Here is a 19,815-nt window from a genome sequence, read left to right on the forward strand (position 1 = left end):
GTCCTGAGCGCGTCACGAAGACGGCCGATCGCGAGCTGCCGGTTCCTCCGGCCGTAGGATCACCAGAGGCATCGCGATTGACGATGTGCAGTCAAACGTACAGTCCATGGGGGACTCCGAAGTGAGCAACACCATCACGCGCAGGACCGTATTCGCCACCGTCGGCCTGGCGGTCACCGCCACCCTGGCACTGAGCGGCTGCAAGAGCGGCAACGAGGATGCGGTCCCGGCGACGCCCAGCTCGCCCGCGGCAGGCGCACCCTCGGCCAGCTCCGCCGAGCCCAGTACCGCCGCCAGTCCGTCGGCCGCCGGCAGCGCCGCGCCCGCCGGAGCCGCCGGCACGGCCAAGCCGGGCCAGAGCTTCAAGATCGGCGAGGCGGCGACCGTCCCGTTCGACTACGGCAGCACCAAGGGCGGCACCATCGCCCTCACCGTCACCTCCATCGAGCAGGGCCAGCCCGCCGACCTCGACCCGCTCAAGCTGGGCGACAAGGTGAAGGGGCAGATCCCCTACTACATCCGCTACACCGTCAAGAACGTCGGCACCACGGACCTCTCGTTCTCCTCGGTCGGCCACATCAAGGGCCTCCTCCCGGACGGCAGCGAGGCAGGCGGCGTATCGGTCATCGGCACGTTCGAGAAGTGCAAGGACGAGTCGCTGCCCAAGGGCTTCACCAACGGCCAGTCGCAGACCAGCTGCGCGATCGCCCTGGCGCCCTCGGCCCAGACGAAGGTGACCGGCGCGGAGTACTGGAACGAGCCGTACAGCACGGTGGGCAACAAGGCCCTCACCTGGAAGTAGTACGCCACCCTGCACGAAAGGCCCCCGCACGGACACCCCGCAGCGGGGGCCTCGGCTTGCCACCGCACCCACAACGGGTGGCGGACCTCCGCGGGCCGGCGCCCGGAGCCACAATGGAGCCATGCCCGAAGGAGACAGCGTCTGGCGCGCCGCGGCCCGGCTGCACGCCGCCCTGGCCGGCCGGGAGATCACCCGCAGCGACCTGCGCGTCCCCCGCCTCGCCACCGTGGACCTCACCGGCCGCACCACCTTGAACGTGGTCCCGCGCGGCAAACACCTGCTCACCCGCATCGACGGCGACGGCGGCCTCACCCTCCACAGCCACCTGCGCATGGACGGCGCCTGGCACGTCTTCCCCACCGGGCGCAAGTGGCACGGCGGCCCCGTCTACGAGATCCGCGCCATCCTCGGCACCGCCACCGACACCGCCGTCGGCTACCGCCTCCCCGTCCTGGAACTCCTGCGCACCGCCGACGAGGACAAGGTCGTCGGCCACCTCGGCCCCGACCTCCTCGGCCCGGACTGGGACCCCGCCAAAGCCGCGGCGAACCTGCTCGCCGCCCCCGAACGCCCCCTGGGCGAAGCCCTGCTCGACCAGCGCAACCTCGCGGGCATCGGCAACGTGTACATGTGCGAGCTCTGCTTCCTCGCCCAGGTCACGCCCTGGACCCCGGTCGGCGCGCTGCCGGAGCCCGAGGTCACCGTCGTCCGCCTGGCCGGCGCCGCCCAGCGTCTCCTCGCCGCCAACCTCGGCACCAACGAGAGCCGCAACACCACGGGCAGCCGCCGCCGGGGCCAGGCCCTCTTCGTGTACGGGCGCGCCCCGCGCCCCTGCCTGCGCTGCGGCACCCCGGTACGCCGGGTCGTGAAGGAGGACCGCCCCACGTACTGGTGCCCGCGCTGCCAGTCCGGCCCGACCCCGTAGTTGACGCCCCGTCAGATCCGGTCGTACCGTCCGGACATGCCCACAGCCCCGTACGACCTCACCGGCCGCACCGCGCTCGTCACCGGCGCCGCGAGCGGGATCGGCCGCGCCACCGCCGTGCTCCTCGCCCGGGCCGGCGCGGCCGTGCACTGCGCCGACCGCGACGCGACCGGCCTGCGCGAGACCGCCCGCCTGGTCGCCGGAGCCGGCGGCACGGCGAGCGTCCACACCCTCGACGTGACCGACCGCGCCGCCCTGCGGGCCGCCGTCGCCGCCGCCGGTCCGCTCGACATCACCGCCGCCATCGCCGGGATCATGCACACGAGCAGCGTCCTGGACACCACCGACGAGGACCTCGACCGGGTCCTGGACATCAATTTCAAGGGCGTCCTGCGCACCTGTCAGGAGGCCGTCCGGGCCATGATCGCCGCCGGCCGCCCCGGTTCGGTCGTCACCATGGCCTCCGGCGCCGTCGACGCCGCCCAGCCGGGGCTCCTCTGCTACAGCGCCGCGAAGGCCGCCGTGGTCCAGCTGACCAAGACGCTCGCCACCGAGAGCGGCCCGCACGGCATCCGCGTCAATGCCGTCGCGCCGGGCTGGATCCGCACCCCCATGACCGGCCGCCACAGCGCCGCGGAGCTGGAGCGGACCGAGGCGGCGATGATCCGGATGTCGCCGCTGCGCCGGGTCGGGGAGCCCGAGGACATCGCCCAGGCCGTGCTCTACCTCGCCTCCGACGCCTCGTCCTTCATGACGGGCCAGATCCTCCGCCCGAACGGGGGAGTATCGATGCCCTGGTGAGCTGCGCCCCACCGGCCGCCGCCCCGGAGCGCCTGCGCACCGGCCCGGGCACGCAGTGCACGGGCAGCAGTCCCAGCCCCCATCCGCCGACGGCTATCGCGCCCTCCACGGGCCCCGCGTCGGCGGGCTCCAGCGCGAGCCTCAGCACGGCCCACCACCACAGCACCCCGGCCGTCAGCGCAACGGGTATGAGTAACCACCGCACGGCCGCCTCCCAGGAAGGCCGGAATCCGGACGGGCCCATCCTCCCGCACCGCTCCCGCCGCCGCACCCAGAACGGCAAGGAACCCCGTCCGGTGCCTGACGCACCGGCCGGGGCTCCGGCCACACTCACACGCGCTTCACGCGCTCGCCTTCACGCGGCTACGACGTTCACCGCTTCCACGGGCGCCTTGATGGTCACCCGCTCCGTGGTGCCCGCGACCGAGGCCACGGAGACCGAATTGAGCATCGGGCGCACCGGTGCCGGCACCGGTTCGCTTGCCGCGGCCGACTGCGCAAGCTCCGCCAGCGACAGCTCGTCACTGACTTCGCGCATCAGCTCGGACATCCGTACGTCCAACGCGTCGCAGATCGCGGAGAGCAGCTCGGAGGATGCCTCCTTCTGCCCCCGCTCCACCTCGGAGAGATAGCCGAGCGAAACTCGGGCGGACGAGGAGACTTCGCGCAGAGTACGGCCCTGGCGCTGGCGCTGCCGACGCAGCACGTCACCCAGCAGGCGACGGAGCAGAATCATCGGTGGCTCCCTCCTCTGACCGTGTAGCCGTAACCTTCACGCCCCACCGTACCGCCTCGCGCCGCGGCCGTGCGGGGAGCGATGTCGTGTTCACTCAGGGCTGCAAACATCAAATCCCCCCGTTCTGTTCCGTATCCTGCCCCCGCAGATTCTCGCGGAGTTCGCTCGAGAGGAGTTCGAGCACTGTCCGTGCACTCTCCCTACGAATTTCCGTACGGGAGCCGTTCAACCGCAGCCGGGCCGTTTTCCTGCCCGCCGGGCCCGCCACGGCGACGAAAACGGTGCCGACCGGCTGCCCGTCCTGCGGGTCGGGACCGGCCACCCCGGTCGTCGCGATCCCCCACGAAGCCCCCAGCACGCGGCGCACCCCGGCCGCCATCTCCTCCGCGACCTGCGCGTTCACCGCGCCTTCCGCCGCCAGCAGCTGCCCGTCCACCCCGAGGACCCGGTGCTTGAGCTCGGTGGCGTACGCGGTCACCGAGCCGCGGAACGATTTCGAGGCTCCCGGCACCGCGGTCAGTTCCGCGGCGACCAGTCCGCCGGTCAGCGACTCCGCAACAGCGAGCGTCTGGTCACTCTGCGCGAGCAGGCGCAGTACGGTCCCGGCCAGCTGCGCCGTCCCGTCCTGCGCGGTGGCGGCTTCCGCGGCGCCACCCGCCTCCGGAAAATCACCGGCCGCTCGCGTCACGTCGCCGCCCGCTCGGTTTCCTGCCCCTGCCGGCGCAGGACGACGGCCTGGCGAATGTAGTCCAAACCGGTGACGACGGTCAGCACGACGGCGACCGCCATCACCCAGAACCGCAGGGTCGCCAGCGGCCCGGTGAGGGCGAGCACGTACATGCCCACGGCCGTTCCCTGGGCGAGGGTCTTGAGCTTGCCGCCCCGGCTGGCCGGGATGACGCCGTACCGGATGACCCAGAAACGCATCAGCGTGATGCCGAGTTCCCGGCCGAGGATCACCCCGGTCACCCACCAGGGCAGGTCGCCGAGCCAGGAGAGACAGATGAGCGCCGAACCCATGATCGCCTTGTCGGCGATGGGGTCGGCGATCTTCCCGAAGTCGGTGACCAGGTTGTACGTCCGGGCGAGGTGCCCGTCGAAGATGTCCGTGATCATGGCGACGGCGAACGCCGCCCACGCCAGCGCCCGCCAGACGGGGTCGTAGCCCCCGTCGGCGAGCAGCAGCAGGACGAATCCCGGCACGAGCACGAGCCGGACCATCGTCAGGATGTTGGCGATGTTCCACAGGCCGGCCTGATTGACGGCCGTGGTCCCGAGCCCCGCGCCGGGCGAGGGCCGGCGGCCGGTCCCGCCCGCCGCAGGTGCCGGGACTCCGGTCATCCGGCCGCCTCCTCGAGGTCCAGGTCCAGGGGCTCGGCCACCAGGTCCACACCCAGCGTGCCGACGACCTTTGCCGTCACCATACGGCCGGGGACCAGACCGGTGCTGTCCGTGAAGACCACCTGGCCGTCCGTCTCGGGCGCCTGGTGCGCGGCGCGCCCGTAAGCCCCTTCGCCGTCCTCGTCGACGTCCTCCACGGTCTCGACGAGTACCTCCAGGGTCTCCCCGATCCGCTCTTCCGCACGCTGGGAGGTCAGCTCCTCCGCCAGCCGCTGCATGTGCGCGAGCCGCTGCGCGATGGTCTCCGCGTCCAGCTTGTTCTCGTATCCGACCGCTTCGGTGCCGTCCTCGTCCGAGTAGCCGAAGACGCCGATGGCGTCGAGCCGCGCGTGGGTGAGGAAACGCTCGAGCTCGGCGAAGTCCGCTTCGGTCTCGCCGGGGAAGCCGACGATGAAGTTGGACCGCACGCCGGCCTGCGGGGCCTTGCCGCGGATGGTGTCGAGCAGTTCCAGGAACCGGTCGGTGTCGCCGAAGCGGCGCATAGCGCGCAGCACGTCGGGGGCCGAGTGCTGGAAGGACAGGTCGAAGTACGGGACGACCTTGGGGGTGGAGGTGAGGACGTCGATCAGCCCGGGCCGCATCTCGGCGGGCTGGAGGTAGCTGACGCGGACGCGCTCGATGCCGTCCACCTCGGCCAGCTCCGGCAGCAGCGTCTCCAGCAGCCGGATGTCGCCGAGGTCCTTGCCGTACGAGGTGTTGTTCTCGGAGACCAGCATGATCTCCTTGACGCCCTGCTCGGCGAGCCAGCGCGTCTCGCCCAGGACGTCGCTGGGGCGGCGGGAGATGAACGAGCCGCGGAAGGACGGGATCGCGCAGAAGGAGCAGCGCCGGTCGCAGCCGGAGGCGAGCTTCACCGAGGCGACCGGGCTCGTGTCCAGCCGGCGGCGCAGGGGCGCGCGCGGCCCGGAGGCGGGCGCGATCCCTTCCGGCAGGTCCGCGGGGGCCTCGGCGACCTCCTGGGCGTGTCCGGGCAGCGACACCTCGGCGGCCTGGCGGGCGGCCGGGCTGATCGGCAGCAGCTTGCGCCGGTCCCGCGGGGTGTGCGAGGCGTGGATGCCGCCGTTGAGGATGGTCTGGAGGCGGTCGGAGATGTCGGCGTAGTCGTCGAAGCCGAGCACGCCGTCGGCCTCGGGAAGCGCTTCGGCGAGCTCCTTGCCGTAGCGCTCGGCCATGCAGCCGACGGCGACGACGGCCTGGGTCTTGCCGTGATCCTTGAGATCGTTGGCTTCCAGCAGGGCGTCTACGGAGTCCTTTTTGGCGGCTTCGACGAAGCCGCAGGTGTTGACGACGGCTACGTCCGCATCGGCGGCGTCCTCGACGAGCTCCCAGCCATCCGCCGCCAAGCGGCCTGCGAGCTCCTCCGAGTCCACCTCGTTACGGGCGCAGCCAAGAGTGACAAGGGCGACGGTACGGCGTTCGGGCATGGACTCAAGACTACTTCGTCCCGGCGTCGGCCCCTGCCCCACGTCCCCCATCACAAGATCCCCGGGACGCCAATGGGCCTCCCGGGGATCCGGATTCTCGCGGTCCGCGCTGGTCAGCCCGCCTGGGCCTGGCCCTGGCGGGGGTCGTCCCTGGTGTAGGTGAGCCGTTCGACCTGCCCCGGCTGGAACTGGTCCTTGATCTCCTTGCCGTTCACGAACAGCTTGACGACCCCGGCGTCACCGAGTACGAGGTCGATCGATTCCTTGTCGGTGAAGGTCTTCGACTCGCCCAGGGCGAGCGTGCCGTCGAACAGGGACCGGCCGCTGTGGTCCTTCGCGGAGATCCAGCTCTCTCCGTCGTTGGCCGTCAGGACGACCGTGACGAGGTCCTTGGGCGCGGCGGCGATGGCGCTGTCCGAGGGCGCCGGCTTGGGCGGCTTCGGCTGCTGCTGGGGCGCGGCCGGCTTGCCGACCGGCAGCTTGGGCGCGGCGGAGGCGGCGGAACCTTCCGCCAGCTGCCGGTTCTCCTTGCCGCCCCCGTCGCCGCCGAAGGCCGTGAAGCCCACGAAGCCGATGACGGCGACGATCGCGGCGACCATGGCGGCCGTCCAGTTCGGCCGCTGCCGCTCGGGGCGGATCCGTTCCGCGTCGAACATCGGCGCGGCGGGGGTGGGCGCCGGCCGGCCGCCGTGGGCCGCGTCGTAGGCCTCGACCAGGGGTGCCGGATCGAGGTGGACGGCGCGGGCGAGCGTACGGATGTGGCCGCGGGCGTAGACGTCGCCGCCGCACCGCGTGAAATCGTCCTCTTCGATCGCGTGCACGATCGGGATGCGCACGCGGGTGGTGGAACTGACCTCGTCGACAGTGAGCCCGGCGGCGATCCGGGCCTTCTTGAGGGCCGTCCCGATGGACGGTCCTTCGACGGTACGTTCGACGAGACGGTCCTCGGACCGGTCGTCGGTCGAAGGCCGCTCTTCTTCGGGGGAGTTGGCGTTGCCGATGGACACGAGGGCGCCTTTCGAGCGTGTAGCCACCTGCTGGCTGTCCAGTCTAGGGGGGTGACGAAAGGGAGGAGCAACCGGAGGGGTGGAGTCCCTAGGCCATCCGAATGGCTATCGGGTCTCCGGGTGGTGCGAGGGCGGTACGGCGGCCCCGCGCCGGGGCGCGGCGTCCGCCGCTTCCCTCAACTTGACGCACGGCCGGGGGAAACGGTTGCCCGCCGAACCCTTACGGCTGATCGTCCCCCCGGATGACCGCCAGCACGCCGTCCAGCTCGTCCGGCTTCACCAGTACGTCGCGCGCCTTCGAACCTTCGCTCGGGCCCACGACGCCCCGCGATTCCATCAGGTCCATGAGGCGGCCGGCCTTCGCGAAGCCGACGCGGAGCTTGCGCTGGAGCATCGAGGTGGAGCCGAACTGGGTGGAGACCACCAGTTCCGCCGCCTGGCACAGCAGGTCCAGGTCGTCGCCGATCTCCTCGTCGATCTCCTTCTTCTGCTTCTGGCCGACCGTGACGTCCTCCCGGAAGACGGGGGCCATCTGGTCCTTGCAGTGCTGCACGATCCCGGCGATCTCCTCCTCGGTGACGAACGCGCCCTGGAGGCGGACCGGCTTGTTCGCACCCATCGGCAGGAACAGTCCGTCACCCTTGCCGATCAGCTTCTCCGCCCCGGGCTGGTCGAGGATGACCCGGCTGTCGGCGAGCGAGGAGGTGGCGAACGCGAGCCGTGAGGGCACGTTCGCCTTGATCAGGCCGGTGACCACGTCCACCGAGGGCCGCTGGGTGGCGAGCACCAGGTGAATGCCGGCCGCTCGGGCCAGCTGGGTGATGCGCACGATCGAGTCCTCGACGTCTCGCGGGGCCACCATCATCAGGTCGGCGAGCTCGTCGACGATCACCAGCAGGTACGGGTACGGGCTCAGCTCCCGCTCGCTGCCCGGCGGCAGCGTGATCTTGCCGTCCCGGATCGCCTGGTTGAAGTCGTCGATGTGCCGGTAGCCGAAGGCCGCGAGGTCGTCGTAGCGCAAGTCCATCTCGCGCACCACCCACTGGAGGGCCTCGGCGGCCCGTTTGGGGTTGGTGATGATCGGGGTGATCAGGTGCGGGATGCCCTCGTACGCCGTCAGCTCGACCCGCTTGGGGTCGACGAGGACCATCCGGACGTCCTCCGGGGTGGCCCGCACCATCACCGAGGTGATCAGGCAGTTGATGCAGGAGGACTTGCCGGAGCCGGTGGCGCCGGCGACCAGCACGTGCGGCATCTTCGCGAGGTTGGCCATGACGTAGCCGCCCTCGACGTCCTTGCCGAGCGCCACCAGCATCGGGTGGTCGTCCTCGGCGGCGTCCGCGAGGCGCAGCACGTCGCCGAGGTTGACCATTTCCCGGTCGGTGTTGGGGATCTCGATGCCGACCGCCGACTTGCCGGGGATGGGGCTGATGATCCGCACGTCCGGCGAGGCGACGGCGTACGCGATGTTCTTGGCGAGGGCCGTGATCCGCTCGACCTTCACGGCCGCGCCGAGCGTGACCTCGTAGCGGGTGACCGTCGGGCCCCGGGTGAAGCCGGTGACCTGCGCGTCGACCTTGAACTCGGTGAACACGTTCGTCAGCGAGGCCACCACGGCGTCGTTGGCGGCGCTGCGGGTCTTGCCGGGGCCGCCGCGCTCCAGCAGGTCCAGCGAGGGCAGCGCGTACGTGATGTCCCCGCGCAGCTGGAGCTGTTCGGCGCGCGGCGGCAGGGGTTCGGTGCGCGGCGGGGCCTTGGTGAGGTCGGGCACGGACAGCGTGCCGGAGGCCGCGGCGGTGCTGTCGTGCGGCCCGGCGGCCTCGGGCGCGGCGGCGGGCGACGCCGTGCCGGCCCGCTCCTCCCGCGCGGGCGGCACCGCGGTGGTGGCCCCGGCCGCCGCGGGCTCGCGCTGGGCGGTGATCCCCTGGGTGAGGTCGGCGACCACGGGGGAGGGCGGCAGCCCGCCGTAGACCACCCCGTCCAGCGCGGCGGCGGCCGCCGCGGCAACATCGACGGCGTCCATCTCCCGGTCCATGGCGGGCCGGGTCCCGCTCGGGCGCGACTTGCGGCGCCGGGCGAGCGCCTCCTCCTCGGCGGCCCCGGCCGGGTCGGCGGCCGCGGCGCGGGCCTGCCAGCGCGCCGGGTCGTGCCGGCCGGGCCGGTCCTGCGGGGCGGCGGCGCCAGGCACCCCGTAGCCCTCGTCGTACTCGTTCGGCTGGATCAGCCCGAGCCGGATCCCGAGCCGCCGCAGCCGCTCGGGGATGGCGTTGACGGGGGTGGCGGTGACCACCAGCAGCCCGAACACCGTGAGGAGGACCAGCATCGGCACGGCCAGCGGCGAGCCCATGGTGAAGATCAGCGGCTTCGAGGCGGCCCAGCCGATGAGCCCGCCCGCGTCCTGCATCGCGGTGGTGCCCTCGCCGCGGCCGGGCGCCCCGCAGGCGATGTGGACGAGCCCCAGCACGCCGATGACGAGGGCGGACAGGCCGATGCCGATCCGGCCGTTGGCGTCGGTCTGCTCGGGGTGGCGGATGAACCGCACCGCCATCACGCCGAGCAGTATCGGCACGAGCAGGTCGAGGCGGCCGAAGGCGCCGGTGACCAGCATGGTGACCAGGTCCCCGACGGGTCCGCTCAGATTCGACCAGGTTCCGGCGGCCACGATCAGCGCCAGGGCGAGCAGCAGCAGCGCGACGCCGTCCTTGCGGTGGGCGGGGTCGAGGTTCTTGGCGCCCCGTCCGACGCTGCGGAAGACGGAACCCACCGCGTGGGCGATGCCGAGCCACACGAGGCGCACCAGCCGCACCACGCCCCCGGTCGGGGACGGCGCGGGCTTGGCGGGCGCCTTCTTGACGGGGGCGCGCCTGGCCGCCGCGGCCTTCTTCGCCGGTGGCCTGCGCGCGGGAGCCGCTTTCTTCGCCGCCGCCGTCGTACGGCCGGTGCGGCTCTTCGCGGCGCCCGCCGCGCTCGGGGAACCCTTGCCGGACGTACTTGAGGCCATGCGCCCGAGGTTACCGGTGCGCACGCCGGTGGACACGCGTGCCCACCCCTTCACCCGTTCGTGTCGCCCGGGCGGCGGTGACGGTCCGCCAGACCTGACACCGCGCCAGGGGGCCCGGCAGGAGCGGCCGTACGGGGGCTGGCGCCGCTCCCCCGGCGGGCGGTCAGCCCTGGAGCGGCAGTACGGCCGCGCCGCCCCCGGCCCCGGGTTCGAGCGCGTCCAGCGCCCGGCGCAGGCCGGTGAGCTTGCGTTCCAGGTGGGCCGCGGTCGCCACGACCGACGCGTCGGCCGCTTCCTCACCGAGCTGCTTGGTCAGCGCCTCCGCCTGCTCCTCGACCGCCGCGAGCCGGGCGGACAGCTCGGCCAGCAGCCCGGGCGTCTCCTTGCCGGCGTCCACCCCGTTCGAACCGCCGCCCTCCAGCTGGAGCCGCAGCAGCGACGCCTGCTCGCGCAGCTGGCAGTTCTTGGTGTAGAGCTCGACGAAGACCGAGACCTTGGCGCGCAGCACCCAGGGGTCGAACGGCTTCGAGATGTAGTCCACCGCGCCCGCCGCGTAACCGCGGAAGGTGTGGTGCGGACCGTGGTTGATCGCGGTCAGGAAGATGATCGGGATGTCCCGGGTCCGTTCCCGCCGCTTGATGTGCGCGGCCGTCTCGAAACCGTCCATGCCCGGCATCTGGACATCCAGCAGGATGACCGCGAAATCGTCCGTCAGCAGCGCCTTGAGCGCTTCCTCTCCCGACGACGCCCTGACCAGTGTCTGATCGAGCGCGGAGAGGATGGCCTCCAGCGCCAGCAGATTCTCCGGCCTGTCGTCGACCAGGAGGATCTTGGCCTTCTGCACCATGCCCTGTCCTCCTCGCCCCGGCATGGGGCCTCCCCGGCTCCTGGCACCGGCCGGTACGCCGGGTCCCGCCCCAGAGGACGGCATCCTTGCGCCGTCCGTCCTTGTGCCGGTCATCGTAGCCCCAGTCCCGAGATCGCCACACCCTGTCACCAAGATGTCACTGTGCACGAAGCAGAAACGGTGTGGGAGAGCAGAAGGTTCCCCGCATCCCGCCCTTCCACACCGTTTCCGCCACACTGAGTCAGCAATTGGTATCAGTACGCGCGCCCGGTGATCACTTCGCGCGCATCCACTGTTCCATCACCGACAGCAGGTAATCGGGTTCCACCGGCTTGGTGACGTAGTCGGAGGCACCCGAGTCGATCGCCTTCTCCCGGTCCCCCTGCATCGCCTTCGCCGTCAGCGCGATGATCGGCAGCCCGGCGAACTGCGGCATCCGCCGGATCGCCGAGGTCGTCGCGTACCCGTCCATCTCCGGCATCATGATGTCCATCAGTACGACCGTCACATCGTCGTGCTGCTCCAGGACTTCGATGCCCTCCCGTCCGTTCTCCGCGTACAGCACGGCCAGTCCGTGCTGCTCCAGCACACTGGTCAGCGCGAAGACGTTGCGCACGTCGTCGTCGACGATGAGCACCTTCTCGCCGTGGAAGTCGTACGTCCGGGGCACCGGCGGGAGTTCCTCCAGCTCACCGCCCCAACCGTCCTCGGCCCCGTGCGTGTCGGGCCGCCCGGGCGCTCCCTTACGCGGCTCCAGGTCGCTCAGCGACTTGCGCCGCCGCCGGAACAGCGCGGCCGGCCCGCCCTGGCCCTGCCCGGCCCGGTCCGCCTCGGTCGGCGGCAGCGCCGCAGCCCGCTCGCCCGGCCCGACCGCCGCTACGGGGCCGGCCGCTGCCGGAACCGCCGGCCGTGCCTCCTCGGCCGGCCTGCGGTACTCGCCGCGTGCGCCGCCCGGCGTCGGCGGGGCGTAACCCTGCGGCGGCAGCTCGCTCGGGTGCAGCGGCAGGTAGAGCGTGAAGGTGGAACCCCGGCCGGGCTCGCTGGCCGCGTGGATCTCCCCGCCGAGCAGCCGGGCGATCTCCCGGCTGATGGACAGGCCGAGGCCGGTACCGCCGTACTTCCTGCTCGTGGTCCCGTCGGCCTGCTTGAACGCCTCGAAGATCACCAGCATCTTGCTCGCCGCGATCCCGATCCCGGTGTCCGTCACCGAGAACGCGATCAGGTCCGCGTCCGCGTCCCGCAGCGAACCCGCCTCCAGGAGCTGCTCCCGGATCGCGGCGGGCACGTCGGCCCCGGCCGGGCGGATCACCAGCTCCACGGCGCCCCCGTCGGTGAACTTCACCGCGTTCGACAGCAGGTTCCGCAGCACCTGCAACAGCCGCTGCTCGTCGGTGTGCAGGGTGGCCGGCAGCTCCGGGGAGACCCGGACCGAGAAGTCCAGGCCCTTCTCCGCCGTCAGCGGCCGGAAGGTGGCCTCCACGTAGTCCACCAGCTGCACCAGCGCGATCCGCGTCGGCGAGACGTCCATCTTGCCCGCCTCGACCTTCGACAGGTCCAGGATGTCGTTGATCAGCTGGAGCAGGTCGGAGCCCGCCCCGTGGATCGTCTCGGCGAACTCCACCTGCTTCGGCGACAGGTTGCCGTCCGCGTTGTCCGCCAGCAGCTTGGCCAGGATCAGCAGCGAGTTGAGCGGGGTGCGCAGCTCGTGCGACATGTTCGCCAGGAACTCGGACTTGTACCGCATCGACACCGCGAGCTGCTCGGCCCGCTCCTCCAGGACCTGCCGGGCCTCCTCGATCTCGGTGTTCTTGACCTCGATGTCCCGGTTCTGGCGGGCCAGCAGCTCCGCCTTCTCCTCCAGCTCCGCGTTGGCGGCCTGGAGCGCCTTCTGCCGGTTCTCCAGTTCGTCGGAGCGCTCGCGCAGCTGCTCGGTCATCTCCTGCGACTGCTTGAGCAGCATCTCCGTCTTGGAGTTGACGCTGATCGTGTTGACGCTCGTACCGATCATCTCGGCGATCTGGCTGAGGAAGTCCTTCTGGATCTGCGTGAAGGGGGTGAAGGAGGCCAGCTCGATGACCCCGAGCACGGTCCCCTCGAACAGCACCGGCAGCACGATCACGTGCGCCGGGGGCGCCTCGCCGAGCCCGGAGGAGATCTTGAGGTAGCCGGGCGGGGTGTTCTCCACCAGGATCGTGCGCTTCTCCTCGGCGACCGTCCCGATCAGCCCCTCGCCGGGGCGGAAGGAGATCGGCATCTGGCCGCCCGCGTACGCGTAACTGCCGCGCATCCGCAGCTCGTACGAGCCGTCGGCGCCGCCGTCCGTGCCGATCTCGGTGCTGCCGCCGGTCGGCAGGGCCAGGAAGAACGCGCCGTGCTGCGCGGAGACCACCGGGGTCAGTTCGCTCATGATCAGCGAGGCCACGTCGTCCAGCTCGCGCCGGCCCTGCATGAGCGCCGAGATCCGGGCCAGGTTGCCCTTCAGCCAGTCCTGCTCCTTGTTGGCCAAGGTGGTGTCGCGCAGGTTGGCGATCATCGTGTTGATGTTGTCCTGGAGGACCTGGATCTCGCCCGCCGCGTCCACGTCGATCTTGAGGTTCAGATCGCCGCGGGTCACCGCGGTGGCCACCGCCGCGATCGCGCGCACCTGCCGGGTCAGGTTCCCGGCCATCTCGTTCACGGACTCGGTCAGGTCCCGCCAGGTGCCGTCGACGTCGCGCACCCGCGCCTGGCCGCCCAGGATGCCCTCCGTACCCACCTCGCGGGCGACGCGGGTCACCTGGTCGGCGAACGAGGACAGCTGGTCGACCATCGTGTTGATGGTCGTCTTGAGCTCCAGGATCTCGCCGCGCGCGTCGATGTCGATCTTCTTGGTCATGTCGCCCTTGGCGATGGCGGTCGTGACCATGGCGATCTGCCGCACCTGACCGGTGAGGTTGGAGGCCATGAAGTTCACCGAGTCGGTGAGGTCCTTCCACGTCCCGGACACGCCCGGCACGTGCGCCTGACCGCCGAGGCGGCCCTCCGTACCCACCTCACGGGCCACGCGCGTGACCTCGTCCGCGAACGACGACAGGGTCTTGACCATCGTGTTGACGGTGTCGGCGAGCTGCGCGACCTCGCCGCGCGCCTCGACGGTGACCTTCTTCGTCAGGTCGCCGTTGGCGACCGCCGCCGAGACCTGCGCGATCCCGCGCACCTGGGCCGTCAGGTTCCCGGCCATGGTGTTGACGTTGTCGCTGAGGTCCTTCCAGATGCCGGTCACCCCGCGCACCCGCGCCTGACCGCCGAGGATGCCCTCGGTGCCCACCTCGCGCGCGACCCGGGTCACCTGCTCCGCGAACGACGACAGCTGGTCGACCATCGTGTTCACGGTGGTGACCAGCTCCAGGATCTCGCCCTTGGCGTCGACCGTGATCTTCTTGGAGAGGTCGCCCATGGCGACCGCGGTCGTCACCTCGGCGATGTTGCGGACCTGCGAGGTCAGGTTGTTCGCCATGAAGTTGACGGACTGCGTGAGGTCCTTCCAGGTGCCGGAGACGCCCTTCACCTCGGCCTGACCGCCCAGGATGCCCTCGGTACCCACCTCACGGGCCACCCGGGTCACCTGCTCGGCGAAGTTCGAGAGCTGGTCGACCATCGTGTTGAGGGTGTTCTTGAGCTCCAGGATCTCGCCCCGGGCGTCCACGTCGATCTTCTGCGACAGGTCACCGCGCGCCACCGCCGTCGCGACCTGCGCGATGTTGCGGACCTGCGAGGTCAGGTTCCCGGCCATGCCGTTGACGGAGTCCGTCAGGTCGCGCCACACGCCGGCCACCCCGGGCACCTGCGCCTGACCGCCGAGGCGGCCCTCGGTCCCCACGTCCCGGGCGACGCGGGTGACCTGCTCGGCGAAGGCGGAGAGCTGGTCGACCATCGTGTTGATGGTGTTCTTGAGCTCCAGGATCTCGCCCCGGGCGTCGACGTCGATCTTCTGCGACAGGTCCCCGCGCGCCACCGCCGTCGTCACCTGGGCGATCTGGCGCACCTGCGAGGTCAGGTTCCCGGCCATGAAATTGACCGAGTCGGTGAGCTCCTTCCAGGTGCCGGACACCCCCTCCACCCGGGCCTGACCGCCGAGGCGGCCCTCCGTACCCACGTCCCGCGCCATCCGCGTGACCTGGTCCGCGAAGGAGGACAGCTGGTCCACCATCGTGTTCACGGTGTTCTTGAGCTGGAGCATCTCGCCCGAGACGTCCACCGTGACCTTCTGCGAGAGGTCGCCGTTGGCCACCGCCGTCGTCACCTGCGCGATGTTGCGCACCTGGCCGGTGAGGTTGCGGAAGGCTGTGTTCACCGAATCGGTGAGGTCCTTCCAGGTACCGGCCGCGCCGGGCACCTGGGCCTGACCGCCCAGCTCGCCCTCCACGCCGACCTCCCGGGCCACCCGGGTCACCTCGGCGCCGAAGGACTGGAGCTGGTCCACCATCGTGTTGACGGTGTTCTTCAGCTCCAGCATCTCGCCGGCCACATCGACCGTGACCTTCTGCGACAGGTCGCCGTTGGCGACGGCCGTCGTCACCTGCGCGATGTCCCGCACCTGAGTCGTCAGGTTGCGGAAGACCGTGTTCACCGAATCGGTGAGGTCCTTCCACGTCCCCGCGGCCCCCGGCACCTGGGCCTGACCGCCCAGCAGCCCCTTCGCGCCGACCTCGCTGGCGACGCGCGTGACCTCGTCGGCGAAGGTCCGCAGGGTCTCCGTCATCTGGTTGATCGTCTCGGCCAGCTGCGCGACCTCGCCGCGCGCGCTGACCCGCACCTTCTGCGACAGGTCACCATTGGCGACGGCCGTGGTGACCTGCGCGATCCCGCGCACCTGGGCCGTCAGGTTCCCCGCCATGGTGTTGACGGAGTCGGTCAGGTCCTTCCACACGCCCGCGACCCCGGGCACCTTCGCCTGGCCGCCCAGCTCGCCCTCCGTACCCACCTCACGCGCGACCCGCGTCACCTCGGAGGAGAAGGAGGACAGCTGGTCCACCATCGTGTTCACGGTGTTCTTGAGCTGGAGCATCTCGCCGGCCACGTGGACCGTGACCTTGCGCGAGAGGTCGCCCTTCGCCACCGCCGTCGTGACGAGGGCGATGTCACGCACCTGGGCGGTGAGCCGGTACGCCATGGTGTTGACGGAGTCGGTCAGGTCCTTCCAGGACCCGGACATGCCCCGCACCTGGGCCTGGCCGCCGAGCTTGCCCTCGGTACCCACCTCCAGCGCCACCCGCGTCACCTCGTCGGTGAACGCCGACAGCTGGTCGACCAGGTTGTTGACCGTCCGCCCGACCTTGAGGAACTCCCCGCGCAGCGGATGGCCCGCCCCGTCGGCCGTCTGCGTCCGCAGGTCCATCCGCTGGTCCAGGTCACCCTCGGCGACCGCCGACAGCACCCGGCCCACCTCGGACACCGGCCGGGCGAGATCGTCCACGAGCTGGTTCGAGGCGTCGATCGCGGCGGCCCAGGAACCCTCGCAGGCACCTGTTTCCAGCCGTTCGCTCAGCTTGCCCTCGCGGCCCACCATCCGCCGGACCCGCGACAGCTCCCCCGTCAGGTGGAGATTGCGGTCGGCGACCTCGTTGTAGACGGCGGCGATCTCCGCCATCACGCCCTCGCCGGACACCGTCAGCCGCTTGCGGAAATTCCCGTCCCGCATCGACACCAGGGCCGTGAGCAGACGGTTCAGAGCGGCGGTATCGACCTCCGTCGTCCCGTTCCGCCGGGACCGCCCGCCCTTGGGGCGCGTTCCCGTACGCCGCACCGCTGCGCCAGACTCCACCGTGTCCCTCCCGAAAGGGTCGACCACTGTTCCACCGAAACCCGGCGAGTCAAACGCCCGGCTAGACCATCCTGCCCAGTGTTTCACCCTGGCCGAACCCGGCCATAACACTTCGGCACCATCGCACACCGGTCGCACTCCCCGGGTGGAATCCCCGACGACGGCACCATGCGAACCGCGAAGGTAAGTAACCTGGCACTCGATGTCCAACCGCGTCGAAGGAGACTTGTGATCACGGCACGGGCGGCTGCCAGTTTCGATCCCCTAGGACGCTCGGTCGCAGGTGCCCGCGCGTTCGTCCGCGACACGCTCCAGGGATGGGGCTTCGCGGACATCGTCGACGACGCCGTAGTGCTCACCAGCGAGCTCGTCACCAATGCCGTGGTGCACGCCGGAACCAAGGCCGAGGTCCTGTGCCTGCGCACCGAGGACGGCGTACGCGTCGAGATCGCCGACCGGTACCCGGAGCGCGAGCTCCCGCTCCAGCACCCGGGCGGGCGCCCCTACGCCGACCCCGACCGGGAGAACGGCCGCGGACTGATGCTCTGCGCCGCGCTCGCCACCCGCTGGGGCGTCGAGTACACCGCCACCCACAAACACGTGTGGTTCCGCCTCGACCTCCCGGACCGTCCGGTCGGTACGCGCTCGGCCGGCCCGGTCGTCCCCGACCAGCTGCTCCCCCTCGCCGACAGCCGGGTCCGCGTCGCCGTCGTCCAGATCGACGCCGACGACACCGTCTGCGCCTGGAACGAGGACGCCGAGCACATCTTCGGCCACCCCGCCGGCAAGGTCCTCGGCCGCCCCCTCGCCGAACTCGCCGCCTGGCCCCAGACCCCCGGCACCGGAACCGGCATCGCCGAAGCCCTCCGGCTGTCCCGCTGGGAAGGCAGCTACGGCATCCGCGGCGCCGACGGCCGGGTCATCCCGGTCTACGCCTCGCACCTGCGGGTGCGCGACGCCCACGGCGAGCCGTCCATCGTCTGCCTCCTGGTCCACGACGACGAACGGGCCCTCCTCCAGACCCCCGTACGGATCCCCTCCGGCGACCCCGGCCAGCTGACCGAAGCCCGCCCCGTGGACCCCTTCGAGGTGTTCATCGGCTCCCCGGCCCCCGACGACCTCGACGGACTGCTCCAGCGCACCGTCGAGCGGGCCCGCGACATGCTCGACGCCGACGCCGCCTTCCTGCTGCTCGCCACCGACGACGAGACCGAACTCGAAGTCCGCGCCACCACCGGCCTGCCCTCCACCCGCCAGCGCTTCGCCCGCGTCCCCGTCGAAGCGGGCACCAACCGCTACGGCTCCGCCCGCATGCCCGCCGTCCACGACGACCTCGTCGCCGTCCCCGGAGCCGTCCCGCTCCTGGAGTCCACCGGCATGCGCTCCGTGGTCACCGTCCCCCTCAAGGTGGAAGGCCGCCTCACCGGCTCCCTCGGCGTCTCCTCCGAGAACCCGGGCCGCTATTCGAACGAGGACGCCCTGCGGCTGCAGTTCGCCGCGGACCGGATCGCGCTCGCCGTCGAATCCGCCCGCCTCGGCGAGCTGGAACGGCTGCGCCGCGGCTCCCTCTCCTTCCTCGTCGAGGCCTCCGACCTGCTCGCCGGCACCCTGGACCGGGACCAGACACTGGCCCTGATGGCGCAGATGACCGTCCCCACCCTGGCCACCTGGTGCGCCGTCTACACCATCGCCGACCAGACCTCTGACCCGTACCTCTCCTACGTACTGCACGAGGACGAGGAACGCATCGACGGGCTCAAGGCCTTGCTCTCCCATGTCAGCCCGCCCGAACCCCTCCGCGAGGCCGGTGCCCGCCCCTGGCCGGAAGCCGCCCGCGCCGTCGGCGGCGAGACCGTCGTCCTCCCCCTCCTGGCACGCAACCGCGTCATCGGCATGCTCACCCTCGGCAAACCGTCCGAGGAGCACTTCCGCCAGGAGATCCTCGAACTCGCCGACGACCTCTCCCGCCGGGCCGCCCTGGCCCTGGACAACGCGCGCCTCTACTCCGAGCGCACCGCCATCAGCCGCTCCCTCCAGCGCAGCCTCCTGCCGCCCGGCTCCCCCGCCATCCCCGGCATGGAGGTCGAGGTCATCTACCGCGCGGCAGGCGAGGGCAACGAGGTGGGCGGCGACTTCTACGACGTCTTCCCCATCCGCCCCGGCGTCTACGGCTTCGCCATCGGCGACGTCTGCGGTACGGGCCCCGAGGCGGCCGCCGTCACCGGCCTCGCCCGGCACGCCCTGCGCCTGCTGGCCCGGGAAGGCCTCGGCGGCCCGGCGGTGCTGGAGCGGCTCAACGCCGCGATCCTCGACGAGGGCGCCCGCAGCCGCTTCCTCACCCTCCTGTACGGCGAGCTCCACCCCCAGGCGGACGGCAGCGCCCTGATGAAGGTCGTCTGCGCCGGCCACCCGCTCCCGCTGCGCCTGCGGCCGGACGGCGAGGTCATCCCCGCCGCGGAACCCCAGCCGCTGCTCGGCGTCATGGACGACCTCGAACTGTACGAGCAGACCCTCACCCTGGACCCCGGCGATGTCCTGCTCTGCGTCACGGACGGCGTGACCGAACGCCGCGAGGGCACCCGCATGCTGGGCGACGACGGCCTCGCCGAAGTCCTCACCACGTGTACGGGCCTCACGGCCGGCGCGGTCGCCGCCCGTATCCTGCGCGCGGTGGAACGCTTCGCGGCGGAACCCGCCTCGGACGACATGGCCATCCTCGCCTTCCGCGTCCCCCAGCAGCGGGCGGGAGAGCACCCCTCCCCCCACCCGACCGGCGCCCGTTAGGCCCCCCTGCCGCGGGGCGGTCTCGTCCCGCGGCGCCCCCGTGGGAGAGCTGGGCCGAAAAGCCTGGGAAACGCAAAAAGGCCCCCGCCAATTGGCGGGGGCCTTCTCTGCTGAGCCCTTTAACGGAATCGAACCGTTGACCTTCTCCTTACCATGGAGACGCTCTACCGACTGAGCTAAAAGGGCGGGTTGTTCGGCGGCGTCCTACTCTCCCACAGGGTCCCCCCTGCAGTACCATCGGCGCTGAAAGGCTTAGCTTCCGGGTTCGGAATGTAACCGGGCGT

At 71.2% G+C, this 19,815-nt stretch carries 12 protein-coding genes, 1 tRNA gene and 1 rRNA gene; 4 read left to right on the plus strand and 10 right to left on the minus strand.

Annotation, left to right across the window (positions count from 1 at the left end):
- Positions 1-106 precede the first annotated feature (106 nt).
- From ACZ4M3_RS24620 to ACZ4M3_RS24630, 3 genes are all read left to right on the plus strand, one after another.
- Positions 107-802: a hypothetical protein gene (locus ACZ4M3_RS24620; protein ID WP_467736012.1), complete on the plus strand. Its 696-nt coding sequence runs from the start codon at positions 107-109 to the stop codon at positions 800-802.
- A gap of 121 nt (positions 803-923) precedes the next feature.
- Positions 924-1,727 carry a DNA-formamidopyrimidine glycosylase family protein gene (locus ACZ4M3_RS24625; protein WP_467736014.1) on the plus strand — a complete coding sequence of 268 codons (804 nt, stop codon included), beginning with the start codon at positions 924-926 and terminating at the stop codon, positions 1,725-1,727.
- A 36-nt stretch (positions 1,728-1,763) separates the two neighbouring features.
- Positions 1,764-2,528: an SDR family NAD(P)-dependent oxidoreductase gene (locus tag ACZ4M3_RS24630; protein WP_467736016.1), complete on the plus strand. Its 765-nt coding sequence runs from the start codon at positions 1,764-1,766 to the stop codon at positions 2,526-2,528.
- Positions 2,529-2,883: 355 nt separating this feature from the next.
- Here the strand turns inward: ACZ4M3_RS24630 and ACZ4M3_RS24635 are convergent, their stop codons facing one another.
- The 8 genes from ACZ4M3_RS24635 to ACZ4M3_RS24670 form a co-directional block, all read right to left on the minus strand.
- The gene (locus ACZ4M3_RS24635; protein ID WP_136212514.1) at positions 2,884-3,264 is read right to left on the minus strand and encodes a helix-turn-helix domain-containing protein; all 381 of its coding nucleotides are present in this window, start codon (positions 3,262-3,264) and stop codon (positions 2,884-2,886) included.
- Between the two features lie 109 nt (positions 3,265-3,373).
- Entirely contained in the window at positions 3,374-3,874 is a 501-nt protein-coding gene (locus tag ACZ4M3_RS24640) for a CinA family protein (protein WP_467736053.1), read from the minus strand.
- Positions 3,875-3,948: 74 nt separating this feature from the next.
- Entirely contained in the window at positions 3,949-4,605 is a 657-nt protein-coding gene (pgsA, locus tag ACZ4M3_RS24645; protein ID WP_467736019.1) for a CDP-diacylglycerol--glycerol-3-phosphate 3-phosphatidyltransferase, read from the minus strand.
- Positions 4,602-6,089 (minus strand): 30S ribosomal protein S12 methylthiotransferase RimO, encoded by a 1,488-nt coding sequence (rimO, locus tag ACZ4M3_RS24650; RefSeq protein WP_467736021.1) that lies wholly within the window; start codon positions 6,087-6,089, stop codon positions 4,602-4,604. Before rimO ends, pgsA begins: the two co-directional genes overlap by 4 nt.
- A 113-nt stretch (positions 6,090-6,202) precedes the next feature.
- On the minus strand, positions 6,203-7,096 hold the full coding sequence (locus ACZ4M3_RS24655) for a helix-turn-helix domain-containing protein (protein ID WP_467736023.1): 894 nt from the start codon (positions 7,094-7,096) through the stop codon (positions 6,203-6,205).
- Between the two features lie 220 nt (positions 7,097-7,316).
- A complete protein-coding gene (locus tag ACZ4M3_RS24660; protein WP_467736025.1) occupies positions 7,317-10,097 on the minus strand; it encodes an FtsK/SpoIIIE family DNA translocase in 2,781 nt (926 codons plus the stop codon).
- 163 nt (positions 10,098-10,260) lie between these two features.
- Entirely contained in the window at positions 10,261-10,944 is a 684-nt protein-coding gene (locus ACZ4M3_RS24665; RefSeq protein ID WP_361318291.1) for a response regulator, read from the minus strand.
- A gap of 274 nt (positions 10,945-11,218) precedes the next feature.
- Positions 11,219-16,747: a HAMP domain-containing protein gene (locus ACZ4M3_RS24670; protein ID WP_467736027.1), complete on the minus strand. Its 5,529-nt coding sequence runs from the start codon at positions 16,745-16,747 to the stop codon at positions 11,219-11,221.
- Positions 16,748-16,915: 168 nt separating this feature from the next.
- Between ACZ4M3_RS24670 and ACZ4M3_RS24675 the strand changes: the two genes are divergently transcribed.
- The gene (locus ACZ4M3_RS24675; protein WP_467736029.1) at positions 16,916-19,531 is read left to right on the plus strand and encodes a SpoIIE family protein phosphatase; all 2,616 of its coding nucleotides are present in this window, start codon (positions 16,916-16,918) and stop codon (positions 19,529-19,531) included.
- A gap of 113 nt (positions 19,532-19,644) precedes the next feature.
- On the opposite strand, the gene ACZ4M3_RS24680 is transcribed toward ACZ4M3_RS24675, so the two are convergent.
- A tRNA-Thr gene (locus ACZ4M3_RS24680) sits at positions 19,645-19,717 on the minus strand.
- A gap of 5 nt (positions 19,718-19,722) precedes the next feature.
- Positions 19,723-19,815 (minus strand): 5S ribosomal RNA (gene rrf / locus ACZ4M3_RS24685); the annotation flags it as partial.

This window comes from Streptomyces sp. NPDC026522, assembly GCF_055567555.1.

Bases quoted from the DNA above. Each gene is read 5' to 3' on its own strand.
- ACZ4M3_RS24620 (WP_467736012.1), top strand. From the start codon at position 107: ATGGGGGACTCCGAAGTGAGCAACACCATCACGCGCAGGACCGTATTC.
- ACZ4M3_RS24625 (WP_467736014.1), top strand. From the start codon at position 924: ATGCCCGAAGGAGACAGCGTCTGGCGCGCCGCGGCCCGGCTGCACGCC.
- ACZ4M3_RS24630 (WP_467736016.1), top strand. From the start codon at position 1,764: ATGCCCACAGCCCCGTACGACCTCACCGGCCGCACCGCGCTCGTCACC.
- ACZ4M3_RS24635 (WP_136212514.1), bottom strand. From the start codon at position 3,264: ATGATTCTGCTCCGTCGCCTGCTGGGTGACGTGCTGCGTCGGCAGCGC.
- pgsA (WP_467736019.1), bottom strand. From the start codon at position 4,605: ATGACCGGAGTCCCGGCACCTGCGGCGGGCGGGACCGGCCGCCGGCCC.
- rimO (WP_467736021.1), bottom strand. From the start codon at position 6,089: ATGCCCGAACGCCGTACCGTCGCCCTTGTCACTCTTGGCTGCGCCCGT.
- ACZ4M3_RS24660 (WP_467736025.1), bottom strand. From the start codon at position 10,097: ATGGCCTCAAGTACGTCCGGCAAGGGTTCCCCGAGCGCGGCGGGCGCC.
- ACZ4M3_RS24665 (WP_361318291.1), bottom strand. From the start codon at position 10,944: ATGGTGCAGAAGGCCAAGATCCTCCTGGTCGACGACAGGCCGGAGAAT.
- ACZ4M3_RS24675 (WP_467736029.1), top strand. From the start codon at position 16,916: ATGCGAACCGCGAAGGTAAGTAACCTGGCACTCGATGTCCAACCGCGT.